The sequence below is a fragment of the Curvibacter sp. EU05-FHT14A10 genome (genome assembly GCF_058791075.1).
The window spans coordinates 236142-253636 of sequence record NZ_JBYTDE010000002.1 but is presented as its reverse complement, the minus strand read 5'-3'; the positions used below and the strand labels follow the sequence as shown (position 1 = coordinate 253636).

The following is a 17495-nucleotide window of genomic DNA, read 5'->3' as shown; positions in this document are numbered from 1 at the left end:
CTTGCTCCAGTTGCAAGACGCGTCGATCGAATTGCTTGAAACAAGGAACAGACTGCACATCTACAGTCGGGCTTGTTGCACAAAGTGCGGCCCCAGATACGAACCGCTCAGCAGGGCTCCATTCGCCTCGCGTGATGCACATGGTGCTCACTGACAACAATTCGAGCTTGCCTGCTGCCGGTCTGACCTGTTCAATGCATCTTCGATTTCACGTCTGACAAGGAAATAACCTACTTCGCTTACGGCGCTGTCCAGCCTGGCTACGCTGCCAATGGCATTGCTAGTGCAGGAGGGACGCTGACGTGGTGGGCGTCATAGCGTTTGTTGCCAGTCATGATGGCCCACAGAATCCGCGCGTTCTTGTTGGCGAGTGCTACAACGGCCTTCTGCCAACCACAGCGCTCGCGTAGTCGCTGCGCCCACTGCCCCCCGCGTCAGAATAGTTGTCGCATCCTTAAAACAGAAGAAACTAGGGGGTGTGGACATGAATACCCTATGGCGAGGGCTCTGGATAGATGACTTGGCCGGTTGCTTACTGTCGAGGCGCTGTTCAGAACGGCCAAATACCGCCCTGAATACCCCAAGAGCGGGTTTGCGGACCTGAATAACGCAAGGGCCTGGGCTGCGAACTTCGTGCATTGGTACAACTTGGAACACCGCCACAGCGGGATTCGATACATGACACCAGCGCAGCGACACAGTGGGCAGGACGTGGAGATATTGAAACGCCGCGATGAGTTGTACCGGCAGGCCCGCCAATGCCATCCGGTCAGGTGGGCCAGACACACCCGAAACTGGGATCACATCGCGGTGGTCAAGCTCAACCCGGAGCGGGATTCGGAGCCCATCGAAACGCCGACATCAGCACTGGATAAAGCGCCTCGGCGCGCATGAATTGGGCGACAACTTTCTTGACACGTACCGCCGGCCGATGGCTACATTGCGGCGATCGCCGCGGCCAATGGTTTCGCTATTACTAAATAAATGAATTTCCATCAAATAATCGCGAGAAGACGTTCTTTTAAATGCTGTATTCGTACAGGCTATTAATAATTTCAATGGGCGAATTTTCGAATTTTATCATGTTTTTTGATCAGCATATCATCCAGTAGATTGAAGATATTGATGAAGTCTTTAGCCCAATCATAAATCCCATTGGCTGAATTCGTTGCCTTTGTCGATCGATTAACTAGCCAGTCACATATGTTTGATTTTTGGTGTCCGGGCATGTTCAGGCTGATAACTTTACTGGAAGCATCGTGCACGATGGTCAACCACTTTGGTTGCTCTTTGGAAAGCTCTTCGAGCCACTGGATTGGAAACAGTGACTCTATTGGTAAACGGTTTGGAAGTATTATATATTCTTGATTTGAATTGAATGAGACTTCTTTATTGGAAAAATAGTGACCAAGATCTCCTGTCGCGCGAACGCCAGCATCATCCCCATCGAAGACAGCAACGATTGAGCGCTCCTTAGCCATGAAGCTATATGTAGATTTTAAAAAATCTTTAAGGCTGCTTACTCCAGAGAAGTCCATGATGGAGGCTTGTCTTAAAGCCTTAAATTGATTTACCTTGCCTTTTGGTTTGACGATGCTAAGAACGTGTTGGATTAATGCCTTGTCGGTCTTCCCTTCAACAAATATATTATATTCCGTAAGGTTGTAATAATCGCTAAATCGAATGCCTAGTGCATTTCTTATGGATTGAGTTGCCTCGGAATAACCCTTTAAGCTTTGGAGTGATGTTTCCTGCCTGTCGCCAATGGATGATTGCAAGACCTTTTCGTGATTGTTTGGAATGAAACCCATTGCGTGGGTAGTTGTAAATACGTCGCTTGATTTTGATAGATTTTCAATGATATTTCTGCAGGCACCTGCCAATCCGGGGTGTAGATAGGATTCGGGCTCTTCGATAAGCCAAACTACATCTTTTCCTTCATTGTTCTCTTTTAGGGTGATCCATTCGAGGCAGGCTAGAATTGTCGCTGCTTGTACGCCACTTCCTTTTTGATGAAAAGGTGTCCTTTCACCATCGTCAATGAAAAAATCGAATTTAGAAAGAGCGCTTGAGAATAGATTGTCAGGTAACCCGAACATACAATTCATCTCCAAAAGGCCTGCTTCATGCATGTTTTTGGAAATTTTTTTTGAAACGACAAGTAGGGCCTCATCTACACTGCGCTGCTGTTCTTGAAGTAAGTCCCCAATGTGTCGCTTCAGATGGGGGAGCAAGAATTCATTAAATAATGATGCCGAGCTTTTTTCCGAAGGAATGTAATTACATACAAATCGATTTAAAAAATAGGCAATAAGCTCTTCATGCAACTTTCTGTATTCTTCCCGCTTATCGCTTTGAACTTTGTCGTTGGTAAAAAAGCGGTAATTTGCTCTTCCTGTAGAGGGGAAGCTAAGGTATAAATTTATTAAACCTGCTTCAATTTCCTTCTCTTCCTCCAGAAGTTCAATTACTTCTTTGTATTTTGAAATGAAGTCTGCATCTTTTTCGGGGGTTGTTTGAAATGATATGACTATGCTTGTCTGTTCTCCGGATAGGCCAAATGGAAGATCGCTTGAGATTGAGTACGGACTTCCTTTCATCCCATCGAAAAACATATTTATTGCTTTGAGGAAATTTGTTTTTCCAGAGTTGTTGGGTCCAATTATTGCCAACTCACCATTAAAGTCTATGGAGATTTCTGATTTTATACTCCGATAATTTTTTATTTTAATTTTCTTGATTTTCATGGTTCTAAATTTTAATTTTAATGTAACAATTATATTGTTTTGCAGCAGGATTTTTTTGCCTGAATATCGCTATGAAGGCCAGCCAGCAAATTATAAGTGGTATGGAGTCGATCGATGCTTGTGAAGGCCTAATCTGGGGGCGTGGCCTGACTTTCAAGCTGGATGCGAATACATTCGGGCAATTTTGTCTGTGAGATGTCCATATATACTCTTGGACTTGAGGAGGGATTAAGGGTGTGCATGGCCCTTAACCTTTGGATTGATGGCTCTGATCGATATTGTATGCCGGCATGATTAATATGAGGAAATTTTATATTCTAAAACCTCAAAGTACTGTGCTGCGTTCGCCACCACAGAAGTATGAGTACAAGAGCACAATTAGCCCTTTCCAAAGATCTGACATTCCATCTGCGCATTGCGTAGTAATGGGTAATTTTCTGGATTTATCGACCGACCGCGCAAGGATTTTATCTGAAACAGGAGGTAGCTTATATTTAGTGCAGCTTTTTTTATCTTTGCAGTGTGATTCATTTCGGCATATGTTGCCACCGAGCAGTGCTGTCCAGAACGTCGATTCAGCATTTTTTTGATCAACTTCGAAGCACTTTACGCCAGTTTTCATTGGTAATAAGGTCCAGAATGGTGACGTGGCAAGGACGGCGGCTTGACGATCGAAGCGATAGACCTGAATTGGATCTAGCTCTTCGGTTATCGAACGTATCGCAGCTCGAGGAATGCAGTTTTCAATTGTTCGAACGCCTAATATGTGATGCTCTAGCAATGCAGAATTTGGGAGAGCGTTTGCGGCTGTTTTAAGCGCCGTTGCTGTCGCACCAAGACTTCCGCCGGGATAGCGGACGTCACTGTCTGCAATTGCAAGGCCAATCTGTTCGCCTGTGCTTTTGATATAGGCATAGAGACTTCCAATTGTGTTACCTCCTCCTTGTTCGATTTTGCATCTTAAGCGCACGACTTTTAGCCAGGAGACTTCAGAAATAATATCTGAGTTGACGACGGACTCAGCAATCTTCATGAAGCACAACCCATCATTGAGGTTCTCTACAATCAGTGCCGGCGCAGCAAGCAGGGAACTGTACTGGTCGATAAGGCTTGCTTGAATCACTAACTCAGTACGTTTTCCATTTTGAATTCTATGGGGCAATCCGGTTCCTGGCTTGACTACCACTCGCAATGCACGTTCAACAAAATCACGTATCTCTCCAAGCTGGGGTAGGCGATTCTCCGCGCGTGTCAATACTGCGGCGGTCCGAGCCCCAAGTTGAGGGTGAAATTTTTTTAGACGCTGATATACTTCTCTATCTGCCAAGAGTATATGAGTACCCTCAATAATAGATTGAGCACAAATATTTATTGCTGAAAGAACGGTATTTGAGTTTCCGGAATTTTTTTCAAGTTCAGTCGCTAAAGACTCATCCAATATGACTAGCATCAGACGTTTGCCTCGAAAAATCCGTACGGCCAGTTAGTAATAAACCCTTCGTCGTCATAGCCTGTGACTTGCACATCCGTTGGGATTGCAAACGACGGCTTGTCGAATAGGACCACAGCTACATCGTCACGCCCGATAGAATCTTCGCGCTCGACAGCATCTTCATATTTGATAGTGTCTTCACGTCCAGTAGCATCATCGCGTCGAGTTCTATGCTCACTCACGCGACGGCCCAGGCGATTAATAATTTGCTCACTATGAGTTTCAATCACTAGGCGTACTTCAACGCCATTCGATCGTGCAGCTTTCACCACTTGAATGAATAGGTCAGCGAGGACTGCCTGCAAGCGCGGATGAAGATGCAGTTCTGGTTGCTCGATCGAAAAAATTATTGGAGGAGCCGCCAACAGGCGTGAAGCGCTCCGTTGAGTCATTGCAGTCCAGATCTGAATGAGGATCGGGATGATCTGTGAGAAACCAAACCCAGTGTCTGCAAGGTTGATTGGGGTTGAGCCCGGTGCATCAGCTGCATCGCGAATGACCATCGAGATGTGACCGGAGGATGCCACCGTGTCAACGGCATAGCCAAAGTGCTTTCCCATCCAAGTAGTAAATCTTTGCTTCTCCATTGATGACAGATTGTGAAGAAACATTGCAACGTTTTGACCCTGTGGATCAATCTCCCCCAATGCGAGACCCTGTCTGCGATAGTAGCGCTCAGCCGATGCACGAATTGGCGTAATGTAGCGGACTCTTGCGCAATGGCTACCAAAGACTTCGCCGGCAACCTGAAAAAGCTCTAGCAGACGTGAGCCGACGATCCAATCCCTGAGTTTCATGAAGTCGGGTGTGCGTTCATGCCAAACTGCCGTAGTACGTCCCCATATGGAGTCAGCTGCTCCGGGATTCTTTACTTGCTCTAACAAATTCTCAAGCGATGAGTAGGTGATACTGCGCGTCAATAATGCGACTCTATCTTCCTGAGATTTCCCGTGGGTGTGTGCTCGAACGTAGTTAGCAATGAGCTTAGTGAATGGGTCCGTTTTAGCGGTATCGTCTCGAAAAATTAGATTCGGGAAGCAGGCTGACCAGTTTGGTGCATAGAGCTTCCCTTGAACGATGTCTGTGAAGTCTCGACCGTTGATTATTAGCCTAACAACTGACACATCGCTGATGTGAACGTTGATCCGAACGTTCATGAATGAAAGTCCGAACTCCAATTGTCGCTTCTCTCCTTGAGAGCCCTGATAGCGAACAGTGGCTGTGACGGGAATTACGTCAACCCCTTGCGGTGTTCGAAGTTCAAAGTATCTCCGGCGCCGGTTGATCAGGGATCCTTTGTCAACATCAAAGGTGACATCAAACCCAGGGCCTCCGCTGCTGCCAATTCTCGACGTGGCTTCTTCTGCGCTTCCAAAGTCAACAAAGCGACCAAACCAAAGTAACGGCTCTCTGGCAAGCACTTCAGATGATTGACGAAGCAATGGAAAAAAGCGTGCAAAAGTACTCTTTCCCGAGCTGTTTTGGCCAACAAGGACTGTGATAGGGGCAATTCGAACTTCGTGGCAATCAACGAGGCTGCGGATGTTTACAAGTCTGATGCTCTTCATGTGGATTCCAGAACGTGGCGATCAGATTGATCGTAATCATGCTACTGTACAGGCATCAAGATGCTACGGATAAAAAATAGATGCTATTTGATATCACATGTCTTGCTCATAGCTTGCTGAGGCCTCTGCCAGCGCGCCAGAATAGTTGATGGCTTCTGAACCAGTGATTTCCTGCTCAGGTGTTATCGTTGAAGCGAAACACAGATGAGCACACTGATGGAAGACGACATCAAGCGTTGACGGCAAAGAGAAAGACGGCCCTGATCCTCGGCATCAATCATGGCGGACCAGGATCTTCGAGTCCAGCCTGGCCTACGGTCTCAATCCATCTTAGGTTGAACAGTGGGTCGATGAAGGCAAGCGCGACATTGAGAACCCCCTGCGTAGTAAGTCGCTGGCGATCAAAGAGCAGTACTAACGCCAGTTTGGTGATTTGCAGAAGGCCTACGGCGAAGCGATGTTGGAGCTGCGTGCTCGAAAACAAGCGGCAGCGCAGTTTCACTAAAAAATGCGGGCCTCCCTGCTAGGGACAGTCTTATATGGGCGCCTCCCGGATTGCACGAGCTCGTGTGTGTGACGATTCAGGAGGCAGGGCTGCAGTCTTATATCCGGCCTGTTGTGCAAGCTGGCAAGCCTGTTGGCCCTGATGGTTTTCGCTGACGAGGTTCCCATCTGCAAACCGAGCTCTTTGCTCTTGTTCCCTATCGGAGTGTCCCCGTACCGGTCCGACCGTCTGTCCCATCACACGCGTGGTCGCTTGCTCTCCTTCAAACTTTTTGGCTCGCTTTCTCCGTCCTTATGGTCATCAGTGCGCGGCCTGCCACGCTTCGGGGCGCCAGGCCTGCCCACCCGCCAGCACCGCCCAGATCGTTCGCGCTAACTTGTTCGCCACCGCGGCGACAGCCACGCTGTACGGTCGGCCACAATGCCCCCCTCACTGTTCCTGTGCCTTTTTCAAGTGCACCCAGCACCATCCTGCAGCGCAAGCTGGCTCTCCGGTCCGAACCCTGTGCACCCTCCTGGTGAAAATTGTGTGCAATCTATAAAAAATATTGTGTACAAAGTTGGCACGGACTGTGCTCAGTCTTGGGCATGGACGCATCAAAGACCTCTTCCGGCCCGTTGGCCTCGCGGGCTGCCGGCATTGAACTGATTGCACTGAGCAAGCGCTACGAGGGGGGCAGTGTGGCGGTGAACGCCATCGATCTGCGCATTGCCGAGGGCAGCTACTGCTGCCTGCTGGGCCCTTCGGGCTGTGGCAAGAGCACCACCTTGCGCATGATTGCGGGGCATGAGTCGGTCAGCAGCGGCGACATCCTGATGGGCTCGCGCAACATCACCGACCTGCCAGCCGCGGCCCGGGGCACGGCCATGATGTTTCAGAGTTTTGCGCTGTTTCCGCACCTGACGGCGCTCGACAACGTGGCCTTCAGCCTGAAGATGAAGGGCGTGCCCCAGGCCGAGCGCCGGCAGCAGGCCCAGGCCCTGCTGGAGCGGGTGGCCATGGGCCACCTGGCGCAGCGCTTGCCGGCCGAGCTGTCGGGTGGCCAGCAACAGCGCGTGGCGCTGGCGCGGGCGCTGATGAATCACCCCAAGGTCTTGCTGCTGGACGAGCCGCTGTCGGCGCTTGATCCGTTCTTGCGCATCCAGATGCGGGCCGAGCTGCGGCGCTGGCAGCAGGAGCTGGGCCTGACCTTCGTCCATGTCACCCACTCGCAGGAAGAGGCCATGGCCCTGGCCGACACCATGGTGGTGATGAATCACGGCGTGATCGAGCAGGTGGGCTCGCCACACCAGATCTACAACCGCCCGGTCAACGAGTTTGTGGCCCGTTTCATGGGCGGGCACAACGTGCTGCGCCTGCCGCAGGGCCTGACCGCCGTGCGCAACGACCACTTGCAGCTGGGCACCCCGGCCGAGGCCTGCCCCAGCCTGGGCGGCACGGTGACCGATGTCGAGTACCAGGGCAGCCATGTGCTGCTGGGCGTCGAGGCCATCGACCAGCAAGGCCCCACGGGCGTCACCGTGATGGTGCCCGAGGCCCGCTTTGCCGAGCAGCCGGTGCAACTGGGCCAGGCGGTGAGCCTGTGGTGGCAGCCCCAGCAGGCCCACGCCCTGGCAGCGTGATGTGTCCCAAGCGATTTCTTGTCTTTCCCCGCGTGACGTCCTTCTCTTCAACTTCCTTTCACTTCTGGAGCTTTGACCATGTCTGATTCCCAGTCCTCTTTCACGACCGATGTGTCCCAGACCGCTGTGCAGCGCCGCGCTTTGCTCAAGGGCACGGCGGGCATCCTGGCCGCGGGCGTGTTCCCGGCCGTGCATGCGCAGGAGAAACCCGTGCTGCGCTACCTGGGCACGGCGGTCAACCAGGACAAGGCCATTGCCGAGAAGTTCAAGGCCGACACCGGCATCACCCTGCAGTACGTGGCGGTGACCACCGATGACGTGACCAAGCGCGCCGTGACTGCGCCCAACAGCTTCGACCTGATCGACACCGAGTACTTCTCGCTCAAGAAGATCGTGCCGACCGGCAACCTCAAGGGCATCAGCACCAAGCGCGTGAAGAACGCTGACAAGATCACTTCGCTGTTCACCAGCGGCACCGTGGCCGGCAAGCTGGTGGGTGAGCAGGGCACGGCGCCCAAGAAGGTGATCTTCCTGGAGGGCGAGAAGAGCAAAGCCTTTGCCAAGGCCCCCACCGAGTGGATGTCGCTGATCCCCACCACCTACAACGCCGACACCCTGGGCATCCGCCCCGACCTGATCAAGCGCCCGATCAGCTCTTGGGCCGAACTGCTGAACCCCGAGTTCAAGGGCAAGGCCGCGATCCTGAACATCCCCTCGATCGGCATCATGGACGCCGCCATGGTGGTCGAGGCCAAGGGCATCCACAAGTACGCCGACAAGGGCAACATGAGCAAGGCCGAGATCGACCTCACGATCAAGACCCTGATCGAGGCCAAGAAGGCGGGGCAGTTCCGCGCCCTCTGGAAAGACTTCAACGAGTCGGTCAACCTGATGGCCTCGGGTGAGGTGGTGATCCAGTCGATGTGGTCGCCCGCCGTGACCGCCGTGCGCGGCAAGGGCATCGACTGCGTGTTCCAGCCGCTCAAGGAGGGCTACCGTGCCTGGGCCTCGGGCTTTGGCCTGCCGGCCACGCTGTCGGGGGCCAAGCTGGATGCGGCCTACGAGTTCATCAACTGGTTCCTCGACGGCTGGGCCGGTGCCTACCTGAACCGCCAGGGCTACTACAGCGCCGTGCTCGACACCGCCAAGGCCAAGATGGAGGCCTACGAATGGGCCTACTGGATGGAGGGCAAGGCTGCCACCCAGGACATCAAGAACCCCCACGGCGAGGTGATTGCCAAGGCCGGCAGCGTGCGCGATGGCGGCAGCTACGAGCAGCGCATGGGCGGCATCGCCTGCTGGAACGCGGTCATGGACGAGAACGAGTACATGGTGCGCAAGTGGAACGAGTTTGTCGCGGCCTGACCCCATGAGCACGGTCGCTGCCCCCACCCAGGCGCCGGCCGGCGCCGCGGCGCGCGGGCTGCCTGCCTGGTGGCAGGCGGCCCCTTTCAGTGCGGTGTTCGCACTGTTCTTCGTACTGCCCCTGTTGCTGGTGCTGATGGTCAGCTTCTGGCACTTCAACGAGTACGAGCTGATCCCTGGGTTCACCTGGCACAACTATGCCGCCATCTTCGAGGGCTGCAGCCAGCGCACCGAGCAAGGCGATCTGTGCGTGACCCTGAGCACCTACCTGTCCACGCTCAAGTTTTGCGCTCTGGTGTGGGGCATCACCTTGGTGCTGGGTTTTGCGGTGGCTTACTTTCTGGCCTTCCACGTGCCGTCGGCGGGCCTGCAGACCGGTCTGTTCGTGCTGTGTACCGTGCCGTTCTGGACCTCGAACGTGATCCGCATGATCTCCTGGGTGCCCCTGTTGGGCCGCAACGGCCTGGTCAACCAGACCCTGCAGGGCCTGGGCCTGATCCAGACGCCCATCGATGGCCTGCTGTATTCGGATTTCTCGGTGGTGCTGGCCTTTGTGCACCTGTACACCCTGTTCATGATCGTGCCCATCTTCAACAGCATGATGCGCATCGACCGCAGCCTGCTGGAGGCTGCCAGCGATGCAGGGGCCTCGGCCTGGCAGACGCTGTGGCATGTGATCGTGCCGCTGTCGCGCACCGGGGTGCTGATTGGCTCAATCTTCGTGATCACCATCGTCATGGGCGATTTCGTCACCATCGGCGTGATGGGCGGGCAGCAAATCGCCTCGGTGGGCAAGATCATCCAGGTGCAGACCTCGTACCTGCAGTTTCCGCTGGCGGCGGCCAATGCCGTGATTTTGCTGGCGGTGGTGTTGATGATCATCTGGGGCCTGACCCGGTGGGTCGACATCCGCCGTGAGTTGTGAGGAGGTGAGCATGTCCAGTTCCATGACCCGTCGACGCGCCCCCGGCTTCTGGCCGCTGGCCCTGGTCTTTGCCTTGTTCGTGGCCTTTCTGTACGGCCCCATGCTCACCATCGTGGTGCTGAGCTTCCAGGGGCCCGAGGGCGGGCTGACCTTTCCGTTGCGCGGGGTGTCGCTGCACTGGTTTGCCCAACTGGCCCAGGGCCTGGGCACGGTGGACATCGGTGCCGCCTTTTTGCGCTCGCTCGGCCTGGGGGCCATGGTGATGCTGCTGACCGTGGTCCTGTCGGTGCTGGCGGGGCTGGCTTTTCGCAAGCGGCTGCGTGGCGGGCAGGTGCTGTTCTTCGTGACGGTGGCCAGCCTGATCATGCCCTCCATCGTGGTGTCGCTGGGCATCGGGCTGCAGTTTCGCCTGCTCGACGACGGGCTCAAGGCTTTGCTGGCCTGGGGCGGGGCAGATTCGCTGCTCGAAGGCTACGGCAGTTCACTCGGGCTGATGACCTCGGCGCTCGGTGCTCACCTGACCTGGACGCTGCCCTTCGGGCTGCTGATCATGTTCGCGGTGTTCAACCGTTTCAACCCGGCCTATGAAGAGGCGGCCCGCGATCTGGGGGCCACGCCCTGGCAGACCTTCCGCCATGTGGTGCTGCCCCTGATCGGCCCCTCGGTGGTGGGCGTGGGCATGTTCGGTTTCACCTTGAGCTGGGACGAGATCGCCCGCACCTCGCAGGCCATCGGCGACGTGAACACGCTGCCGCTGGAGCTGCAGGGCCTGACCGCCACCGTCACCACCCCGGCCATCTATGCGCTGGGCACGGTGACCACGGTGGTGTCATTCGCGGTGATGGGACTGGCCGTGACCGCGGCCGCCGGTATGAAGCGGCGCCGCCGCAAGGAAGCTCGATGACTTTGACCGCCGAAACCCCTGTGCCCCCCCTGAGTGACAGCGAGATGTACGAGCGCATCGTCTCGGCGGTGCTGGACCACCACCTGCCGCCCGGCACCAAGCTGGTCGAAGACAAGCTGGCCACGGCCTTCGGGGTGTCGCGCACCCGCATCCGGCCGGTGCTGGTGCGCCTGGCCAACGAGCAGATCGTCACCCTCACCCCCAACCGCGGCGCCACCATCGCCCAACCCACCGAGCAGGAGGCCCGCGAGGTGTTTGGCGCCCGCCGCCTGATCGAACCCATGCTGGTGGAGCTGTTCATCCAGCGTGCCAGCATGGGCGAGGTGCAGCAACTGCGCGACAGCATCGAGCAGGAGGAGGCCGCCCGGGCCCAGGGTGACATGCGCCGCGCCATCCGGTTGTCGGGCGACTTTCACCTGCGCATTGCCGAAGGCTCGGGCCACCAGACCCTGGGCCGCATCCTGCGCGAGCTGGTGTCGCGCACCTCGCTGATCCTCATGACCTACAGCGCGGCCCATGCCCGCGAGCGTGAAGAGGCCACCGCCTGCGGTTGCCGAGAGCACCGGGCGCTGATTGACGCCATCCGCTTGCGTGACCCGGCCGAAGCGGCCCGCCGCATGCGCGACCATTTGGCCCGACTGGAGTCGCAGCTGCATTTTGGGCCCGATGTGGCGGCGCCGCCTGACCTGCTTGCCCTGCTGGGCGGTGCGAGCTGAAGCGCTCATGAAACGCTCATGAAACGCCTTCTGGTCATCAATCCCAACACCTCCGAGTCGGTGAGTGCGCTGCTGCAACAGCACATCAGCCAGGCCTTGGCGGCCCGGGCGCCCGCCCTGGCGGCGCAAACCGTGACGGCGCGATTCGGCGCCCCCTACATCGCAGACGAGGTCAGCTACCAGGTGGCCGGCCACGCGGTGCTCGATGCCTGGGACGCCGAGCAGGCGCGCGCCATGGCACCGCCTGAAGCTGTGCTGATCGGGTGTTTTGGCGACCCCGGCCTGTGGGCCCTGCGGGAGTGTTCGCCCGTGCCCGTCACCGGCCTGGCCGAGGCGGCCTTCACCGAGGCAGGCCGCCTGGGGCGGTTTGCCGTGGTCACCGGTGGCGAGCGCTGGGGTCCGATGCTGCAGCGCCTGGCACTGCAACTGGGCTTTGCACCGCAACTGGCCGGGGTGTGGACGGTGGCACCCAGCGGTGCCGAGATGGCCGCCGACCCGGAGGGCGCCTTGCGGGTGTTGGCGCAGGCCTGCCGCGAGGCCATGGCCGATGGGGCGCCGCAGACCCTCATCGTCGGGGGGGCCGGGCTGGCGGGCATGGCGGCCCGTCTGCAAGCTGGGTTCGACCTGCCACTGATCGACAGCGTGGAGGCCGGCGTGCGCGAACTGATCCGTCGTCTGCCCTGATCAGCTCCGGGACGGCAGGGGCTGGGTCAAAAGTGCCAGCCCGGGCTCGCTCATCGGCGCCCACAGGATCTCGCCCGCGGTCGAGTCGGTGACGAACAGCGTGCACCGGTCTGCCCCGCCAAAAGCCACGTTGGTCAGCGAGTGGCCGGCGGGGCCGCGCAGCACCTCGACCGGCTCGGCGCGGCCATTGAGCACCCACACATAGGCCAGGCCCGGGTTGGCCACGATCAGGCGGCCGGCCTCGTCCATGGCCAGGCCGTCGGGGCCGCTGGGCCCGTAGGAGGTAAAGAACTGCCCGGCCTTGGCCACCGAGCCATCGGCCAGCAGCGGCATGCGCCACACGCAGTTGCCGCGGGTGGCGGCCACGAACAGAAAGCGCTCGTCGGGTGACAGCACGATGCCATTCGGGCTGGGCACGTTGTTCAGCAGCAGGTCCAGCCGGCCTTCGGGCGAGAGTCGGTAGACCCGGCCCGTCGGGTCGTGCAGGCCGGTCTGGCCCTGGTCGGTGAAGTACAGATTGCCCAGCCGGTCAAAGCACAGGTCGTTCACGCCCTTGAAGCTTTCGGTGTTGCGCCGCGCCAGCAGCGGGCGCAGGCTGCCCCGGGTCACGTCCAGCACCATCAGGCCGTTCAGGTAGTCGGTGATCAGCAGCTCGGTCGGGCTCATGAACTTCATGCCGTTGGGCTCGCCGTCCCACTGGGCCACCAGCTCCCATTCGCCTTTCGGGTCGATGCGGAACACCCGACCGAAGGGGATGTCGGTGACATACAGGTTGCCCTGGGCATCGAACACCGGGCCTTCCAGAAACGAGTCGGCAGCGCGGCCGCCCTGGTTGGCATCGCCCCAGACAGTGCGCCTTGCCTGCCGGTACTTGCCCGGCAGGGCGCTGAAGGTGTCGAGGGTGCGGACCGTGGGCGGGTTCAGCAAAAACATGTCTGGGTGTCCTCAGAGGCTGGCAAAGCCGTACAGCACGGCGGGGTTGTCGACGAGGATGCGATGGCGCTGGGCGGCATCCGGGGCCCATTGTGCGATCAGGTTGAAGGAGGCCGCATCGTCGGGTTTGGCGTCGGCCTTCTTGGTCGGGTGGGGCCAGTCGCTGCCCCAGACCAGGCGCTCGGGGGCTTGGCGCAGCAGGGCCTGGGCCACGGTGCCGACATCGCTCAGATCGGCACGCTGGGCCGTGATGTAGGCCCCCGACAGCTTGAACCAGGTGCGCCCGCCGTCCAGCCAGCGCTGGTACAGCCGCCAGGCCGGGTGCTGCAGGCCGGCCGGCTGGGGCAACTGGCCCATGTGGTCGATCACCAGCGGGCAGGCCAGTTGGCTCAGGGCCGTCTCGTGCGCCTGCAGCAGCGCGGCCGTGCCGTTGACCTGCAGGTGCCAGCCCCGTTCGGCCAGGCGCTTTGACAAGGGCACCATCATGTCGGCACTGACGCCGACCAGAAAGCTCAGGTTGAAGCGCACACCGCGCACGCCGGCCTCGTGCAGGGTCTGCAGCTCGGCCTCGCTGGCCTCGGTGCCCAGCACGGCCACGCCGCGGGCCTGGGGGCCGGCGGCGCGCAAGGTGTCGAGCAACAGGCGGTTGTCGGTGCCGTAGGTCGAAGGCTGCACGATCACATGGCGCTGCAGGCCCAGGCGGCGCTGCAGCAGGCGGTAATCGGCCAGGCTGGCGTCGGCCGGCAGCAAGGTGGCGCTGGGGTGGGCCGGGTAGCGTCGGTCGTAGATGTGGTGGTGGCAGTCGCAAGCCCCGGCCGGCACCTCGAAGTTCGGGGTGCCCTGACCCGCCGAATGCGGCACGCTCAGGGCCTCGGGCCGGGGCGCGCCCGGGCGGGCCGCTGTCTGAGCGCAGGCACTCAGCAGGGCCCCGGCGCCCAGGGTCAGCCATTGGCGGCGGGAGGTTGGGGCCGGTGTAGTGGAGGTCATGGTGGCGGTGGGCTCAGTCATCGTTGATCTTCAGCTGGCGGGCCAACTGGCTCCAGTGGTTGGTCTCGGCGGCGATCTGGCGGTCGAACTCATCGCCGCAGGCCAGCATCGGGTCCATGCCCAACTGCTGCAGCCGGTCGGCCCCGGCGCTCGAGGTGGCAAAGCGGCTGACCTCGGTCTGCAGCTTGTGCAGTACCGGCTCGGGGGTCTGGGCCGGGGCCAGCACGCCGTACCAGGCGTCGGCCCGATAGCCCCTGATGCCGGACTCCTCGAAGGTGGGCACCTGGGGCAGGGCGCCCACGCGTTGGGGGGCGGCCACCGCCAGGGCCAGCAGCTTGCCCGACTTGATCGAGGGCAGCACCGAACCCAGCGAGGCGAAGGAGGCCATCACCTGGCCCGCCATCACATCGGCGATGGCCGGTGCTGCGCCCTTGTAGGGCACGTGAGTGAGCTTCACGCCTGCCCGCTGGGCAAAGTCTTCGCCGGCAAAGTGAACCGAACTGCCCAGGCCGGGCGAGGCGTAGGTGATCGCGCCGGGCTGGCTTCTGGCCTTGGCCAGAAAATCGGCCAGTCGGCTCAGACCGGCTTGAGGGCCCACCACCAGCACGGTGGGCGAGGCCCCGATGCGGCACACGGCTTTGAAGGATTTCACCGGGTCGAACTGGATCTGGCGGCTGTACAGCGCGCTGATCATGGTGTGGTTGGTCGCCGCCATCAGCAGGGTATGGCCGTCCTTGGCCTGGGCCACGGCCTGGGCGGCGATGATGGTGTTGGCGCCGGGCCGGTTGTCCACGATCACGGGCTGGCCCAGGGCCTTGCCCAGGGGGTCGGCCAGGGCTCGTGCCACGATGTCGGTGGGCCCGCCGGCGGTGAAGCCGACCAGCAGCCTGACCGGCTGGGTGGGCCAGGGGGCGGGGCTCTGGGCCTGGGCCGAGGCGGCGGCCAGCAGGCCGATGCCCAGCACGGTGGCGGTGCACAGGGCCTTCATTGCTTTTCAAAAGCGGTGTTGGCCACCACCTTGCCCCACGAATCGGTGCTTTCCTTCAGCATCCTGGCCATGTCGGCACTCCCGATCTGGCGCGGTTCGGCGCCCATGTTGGCGGCAAAGGCCTGCAGGTCGGCGCTGGCCATGGCCCGGGCGATTTCGGCCTGCAGCTTTTGCAACACCGGGGCCGGGGTGCCCTTGGGGGCCCACAGGCCGGTCCAGTTGACCACGCCGCTCCAGCGGACGCCGGCCTCGGCAAACGTGGGGGCGTCGGGCAGGGCGGGCAGGCGCTTGTCACCGCTCACAGCCAGCACGCGCATCTTGCCCCCCTTGACATTGCCCATTACCCCGGCTGGTGAGGCGATCTGGAAGTCCACGGTGTTGGACAGCACCGCCTGGGTGGCTTCGCCCGCGCCCTTGAAGGGCACGTGCATGAAATTGACGCCCGCGGCAATGCCCAGGGCCTCGCTGGCAAAGTGGGGCGTGGTGCCGGGGCCACCGGTGCCATAGGTGATCTGGTTGGGCTCTTTGCGGGCCACTGCCAACAGCTCTTGCAGGCTGTGGAAGCGCGAACCGGCGTTGACGGCCAGGGCCATGGGCGCAAACACAAAGGCACTGACGGGCTGCAGGTCCTGCGCCGGATCGAAGGGCAGCTTCTTGAAGATGTGGGGCAGCAGCGAGAAGGTGGTGTCGTTGGCCATCAGGGTGTAGCCGTCGCCCTCGGCCTTGGCCACCTGGGTGGCGCCGATGGTGCCGGTGCCGCCGGCCTTGTTCTCGATGTAGAAGCTCTGGCCGGTCTGCTCGGTGAGCTTCTGGGCGATTTTGCGCGTGACCACGTCCACGGCGCCGCCTGGGCCGTAGGGCACCACGATCTTCACGGGCTTGGCGGGCCAGGGGGTTTGGGCCCAGGCCTGGCAGGCGGTGCCGGCCAGCAAGGCGGCGCCGAGAGCCAGCGCGCTGCGACGGGCGATCGGGGAGGGCCGTTCAAAGTGTTCTTGCATGGTGTGTCTCTTTTGAAATCGGAAGGGGGAGCTCAGTTCAGGGTGATGCCCGCGGTGCGGATCACCTGGGCCCATTGCCGCGATTCGGCTTGCAGAAAGCGGTTGAAATCAGCGTGGCTGCTGCCCACGGCCTGCGCCCCCTGGGCGGCGAGGCGTTGTTGCAGTTCGGGGCTGGCCATGGCGGCGCGCACTTCGGTCTCCAGGCGGGCCAGGATGTCGGGTGGGGTTTTGGCGGGTACCCACAGGCCATTCCATTCCTGGGCTACAAAGCCGGGGCTGCCGGATTCGGCCACCGTGGGCAGGGCCGGCAGGCTGGGCACGCGGGTACCGGCGGTCACGGCCAGGGCGCGCAGCTTGCCGCCCTTGACCAGGGGCCCGCTGGCGGACATGGCCGAGAACATCATGTCCACCTGGCCCGCCATCAGATCGTTCAGGGCCGGGGCACCGCCCCGGTAGGGGATGTGGGTGATGAACAGCTGCTGGCGCTGCTTGAACAGCTCGCCAGCGAGGTGCTGGGCACTGCCATTGCCGGCCGAGGCAAACGACAGGCTGCCCGGCTTGGCTCGGGCGGCCTGAATCAGCTCGTTCAGATTGCGCCAGGGCGCCTGGGTGGGCACCACCAACAACATGGGCACCTGCATCAGCAGTGAGACCGGCGCCAGGTCTTTCACAGGGTCAAACGGCAGGCTGGGCATCAGATGCGGGTTGACCGTGAAGCCGGTGGCGTCGAGCAGCAGGGTGTAGCCGTCGGCCGGCGCCTGGGCCACGGCGGCGGCACCGATCGAGCCCCCGGCGCCAGGTCGGTTGTCGATGACGATGGGTGTCTTGAGGCGTTCGCCCAGCACCGTGGACAGGCCGCGTGCGGTCTGGTCGGCCGCGCCGCCGGCCGGGTAGGGCACGATCAGGCGGATGGGGCGTGTGGGCCAGTCGCTGTTGGCCGCGTGCGCAGGCGCGGCCGGGATCAGGCTGGCGAGGCCGGCGCCCAGCAGGGCGCGGCGGTGGTGATCGATGGGCATGGCTCTTGTCTCATTGTTTTGAATCGGGGCCGCGGGGGGCAGCGG

Annotated in this window: 15 protein-coding genes and 4 pseudogenes; 9 read left to right on the top strand and 10 right to left on the bottom strand. The window is 59.9% G+C overall.

Annotated elements, in window-relative coordinates:
• Window position 1: 1 nt before the first annotated feature.
• Window positions 2–154 carry a hypothetical protein gene (locus AC3WUT_RS04255; protein WP_492345832.1) on the top strand — a complete coding sequence of 51 codons (153 nt, stop codon included), beginning with the start codon at window positions 2–4 and terminating at the stop codon, window positions 152–154.
• 106 nt (window positions 155–260) lie between these two features.
• Here AC3WUT_RS04255 and AC3WUT_RS04250 read toward each other — a convergent pair.
• Window positions 261–425, bottom strand: a pseudogene (locus AC3WUT_RS04250) (IS110 family transposase); the annotation flags it as partial.
• 112 nt (window positions 426–537) lie between these two features.
• Here AC3WUT_RS04250 and AC3WUT_RS04245 point away from each other — a divergent pair.
• Window positions 538–894 (top strand): annotated as a pseudogene (locus tag AC3WUT_RS04245) (integrase core domain-containing protein); the annotation flags it as partial.
• A gap of 161 nt (window positions 895–1055) precedes the next feature.
• Here the strand turns inward: AC3WUT_RS04245 and AC3WUT_RS04240 are convergent.
• From AC3WUT_RS04240 to AC3WUT_RS04230, 3 genes are all read right to left on the bottom strand, one after another.
• Window positions 1056–2747: an ATP-dependent nuclease gene (locus AC3WUT_RS04240; protein WP_492345831.1), complete on the bottom strand. Its 1692-nt coding sequence runs from the start codon at window positions 2745–2747 to the stop codon at window positions 1056–1058.
• 325 nt (window positions 2748–3072) lie between these two features.
• Window positions 3073–4197: a hypothetical protein gene (locus AC3WUT_RS04235; protein ID WP_492345830.1), complete on the bottom strand. Its 1125-nt coding sequence runs from the start codon at window positions 4195–4197 to the stop codon at window positions 3073–3075.
• Window positions 4197–5807 carry an AAA family ATPase gene (locus tag AC3WUT_RS04230; protein ID WP_492345829.1) on the bottom strand — a complete coding sequence of 537 codons (1611 nt, stop codon included), beginning with the start codon at window positions 5805–5807 and terminating at the stop codon, window positions 4197–4199. Before AC3WUT_RS04230 ends, AC3WUT_RS04235 begins: the two co-directional genes overlap by 1 nt.
• A gap of 204 nt (window positions 5808–6011) precedes the next feature.
• Here AC3WUT_RS04230 and AC3WUT_RS04225 point away from each other — a divergent pair.
• Window positions 6012–6312: pseudogene (locus tag AC3WUT_RS04225) on the top strand (DUF1153 domain-containing protein).
• Between the two features lie 300 nt (window positions 6313–6612).
• Here the strand turns inward: AC3WUT_RS04225 and AC3WUT_RS04220 are convergent.
• Window positions 6613–6726, bottom strand: a pseudogene (locus AC3WUT_RS04220) (IS110 family transposase); the annotation flags it as partial.
• 173 nt (window positions 6727–6899) lie between these two features.
• On the opposite strand from AC3WUT_RS04220, the gene AC3WUT_RS04215 reads away from it, so the two are divergent.
• The 6 genes from AC3WUT_RS04215 to AC3WUT_RS04190 all read left to right on the top strand — a co-directional run bounded on the left by AC3WUT_RS04215 (window position 6900) and on the right by AC3WUT_RS04190 (window position 12528).
• The gene (locus AC3WUT_RS04215; RefSeq protein ID WP_492345828.1) at window positions 6900–7934 is read left to right on the top strand and encodes an ABC transporter ATP-binding protein; all 1035 of its coding nucleotides are present in this window, start codon (window positions 6900–6902) and stop codon (window positions 7932–7934) included.
• Window positions 7935–8012: 78 nt separating this feature from the next.
• A complete protein-coding gene (locus AC3WUT_RS04210) occupies window positions 8013–9299 on the top strand; it encodes an ABC transporter substrate-binding protein (protein ID WP_492345827.1) in 1287 nt (428 codons plus the stop codon).
• 4 nt (window positions 9300–9303) lie between these two features.
• Entirely contained in the window at window positions 9304–10224 is a 921-nt protein-coding gene (locus tag AC3WUT_RS04205; RefSeq protein ID WP_492345826.1) for an ABC transporter permease, read from the top strand.
• 10 nt (window positions 10225–10234) lie between these two features.
• A complete protein-coding gene (locus tag AC3WUT_RS04200; protein ID WP_492345825.1) occupies window positions 10235–11128 on the top strand; it encodes an ABC transporter permease in 894 nt (297 codons plus the stop codon).
• Window positions 11125–11844 carry a GntR family transcriptional regulator gene (locus AC3WUT_RS04195; RefSeq protein ID WP_492345824.1) on the top strand — a complete coding sequence of 240 codons (720 nt, stop codon included), beginning with the start codon at window positions 11125–11127 and terminating at the stop codon, window positions 11842–11844. Before AC3WUT_RS04200 ends, AC3WUT_RS04195 begins: the two co-directional genes overlap by 4 nt.
• A gap of 18 nt (window positions 11845–11862) precedes the next feature.
• Window positions 11863–12528, top strand: a complete 666-nt coding sequence (locus tag AC3WUT_RS04190) for an aspartate/glutamate racemase family protein (RefSeq protein WP_492345823.1) — start codon at window positions 11863–11865, stop codon at window positions 12526–12528.
• Here the strand turns inward: AC3WUT_RS04190 and AC3WUT_RS04185 are convergent, their stop codons facing one another.
• Genes AC3WUT_RS04185 through AC3WUT_RS04165 form a run of 5 tightly spaced genes read right to left on the bottom strand, consistent with a single transcriptional unit; the run spans window position 12529 to window position 17450 of the window.
• Window positions 12529–13461: an SMP-30/gluconolactonase/LRE family protein gene (locus tag AC3WUT_RS04185; RefSeq protein WP_492345822.1), complete on the bottom strand. Its 933-nt coding sequence runs from the start codon at window positions 13459–13461 to the stop codon at window positions 12529–12531.
• Between the two features lie 12 nt (window positions 13462–13473).
• On the bottom strand, window positions 13474–14469 hold the full coding sequence (locus AC3WUT_RS04180; protein WP_492345821.1) for an amidohydrolase family protein: 996 nt from the start codon (window positions 14467–14469) through the stop codon (window positions 13474–13476).
• Window positions 14462–15436, bottom strand: coding sequence for a tripartite tricarboxylate transporter substrate-binding protein (locus AC3WUT_RS04175; protein ID WP_492345820.1), 975 nt, complete (start codon window positions 15434–15436; stop codon window positions 14462–14464). The genes AC3WUT_RS04180 and AC3WUT_RS04175 overlap by 8 nt, the downstream gene beginning before the upstream one ends.
• Window positions 15433–16434 carry a Bug family tripartite tricarboxylate transporter substrate binding protein gene (locus AC3WUT_RS04170; RefSeq protein ID WP_492345819.1) on the bottom strand — a complete coding sequence of 334 codons (1002 nt, stop codon included), beginning with the start codon at window positions 16432–16434 and terminating at the stop codon, window positions 15433–15435. The genes AC3WUT_RS04175 and AC3WUT_RS04170 overlap by 4 nt, the downstream gene beginning before the upstream one ends.
• Window positions 16435–16466: 32 nt before the next feature.
• Window positions 16467–17450: a Bug family tripartite tricarboxylate transporter substrate binding protein gene (locus tag AC3WUT_RS04165; protein ID WP_492345818.1), complete on the bottom strand. Its 984-nt coding sequence runs from the start codon at window positions 17448–17450 to the stop codon at window positions 16467–16469.
• Window positions 17451–17495 lie beyond the last annotated feature (45 nt).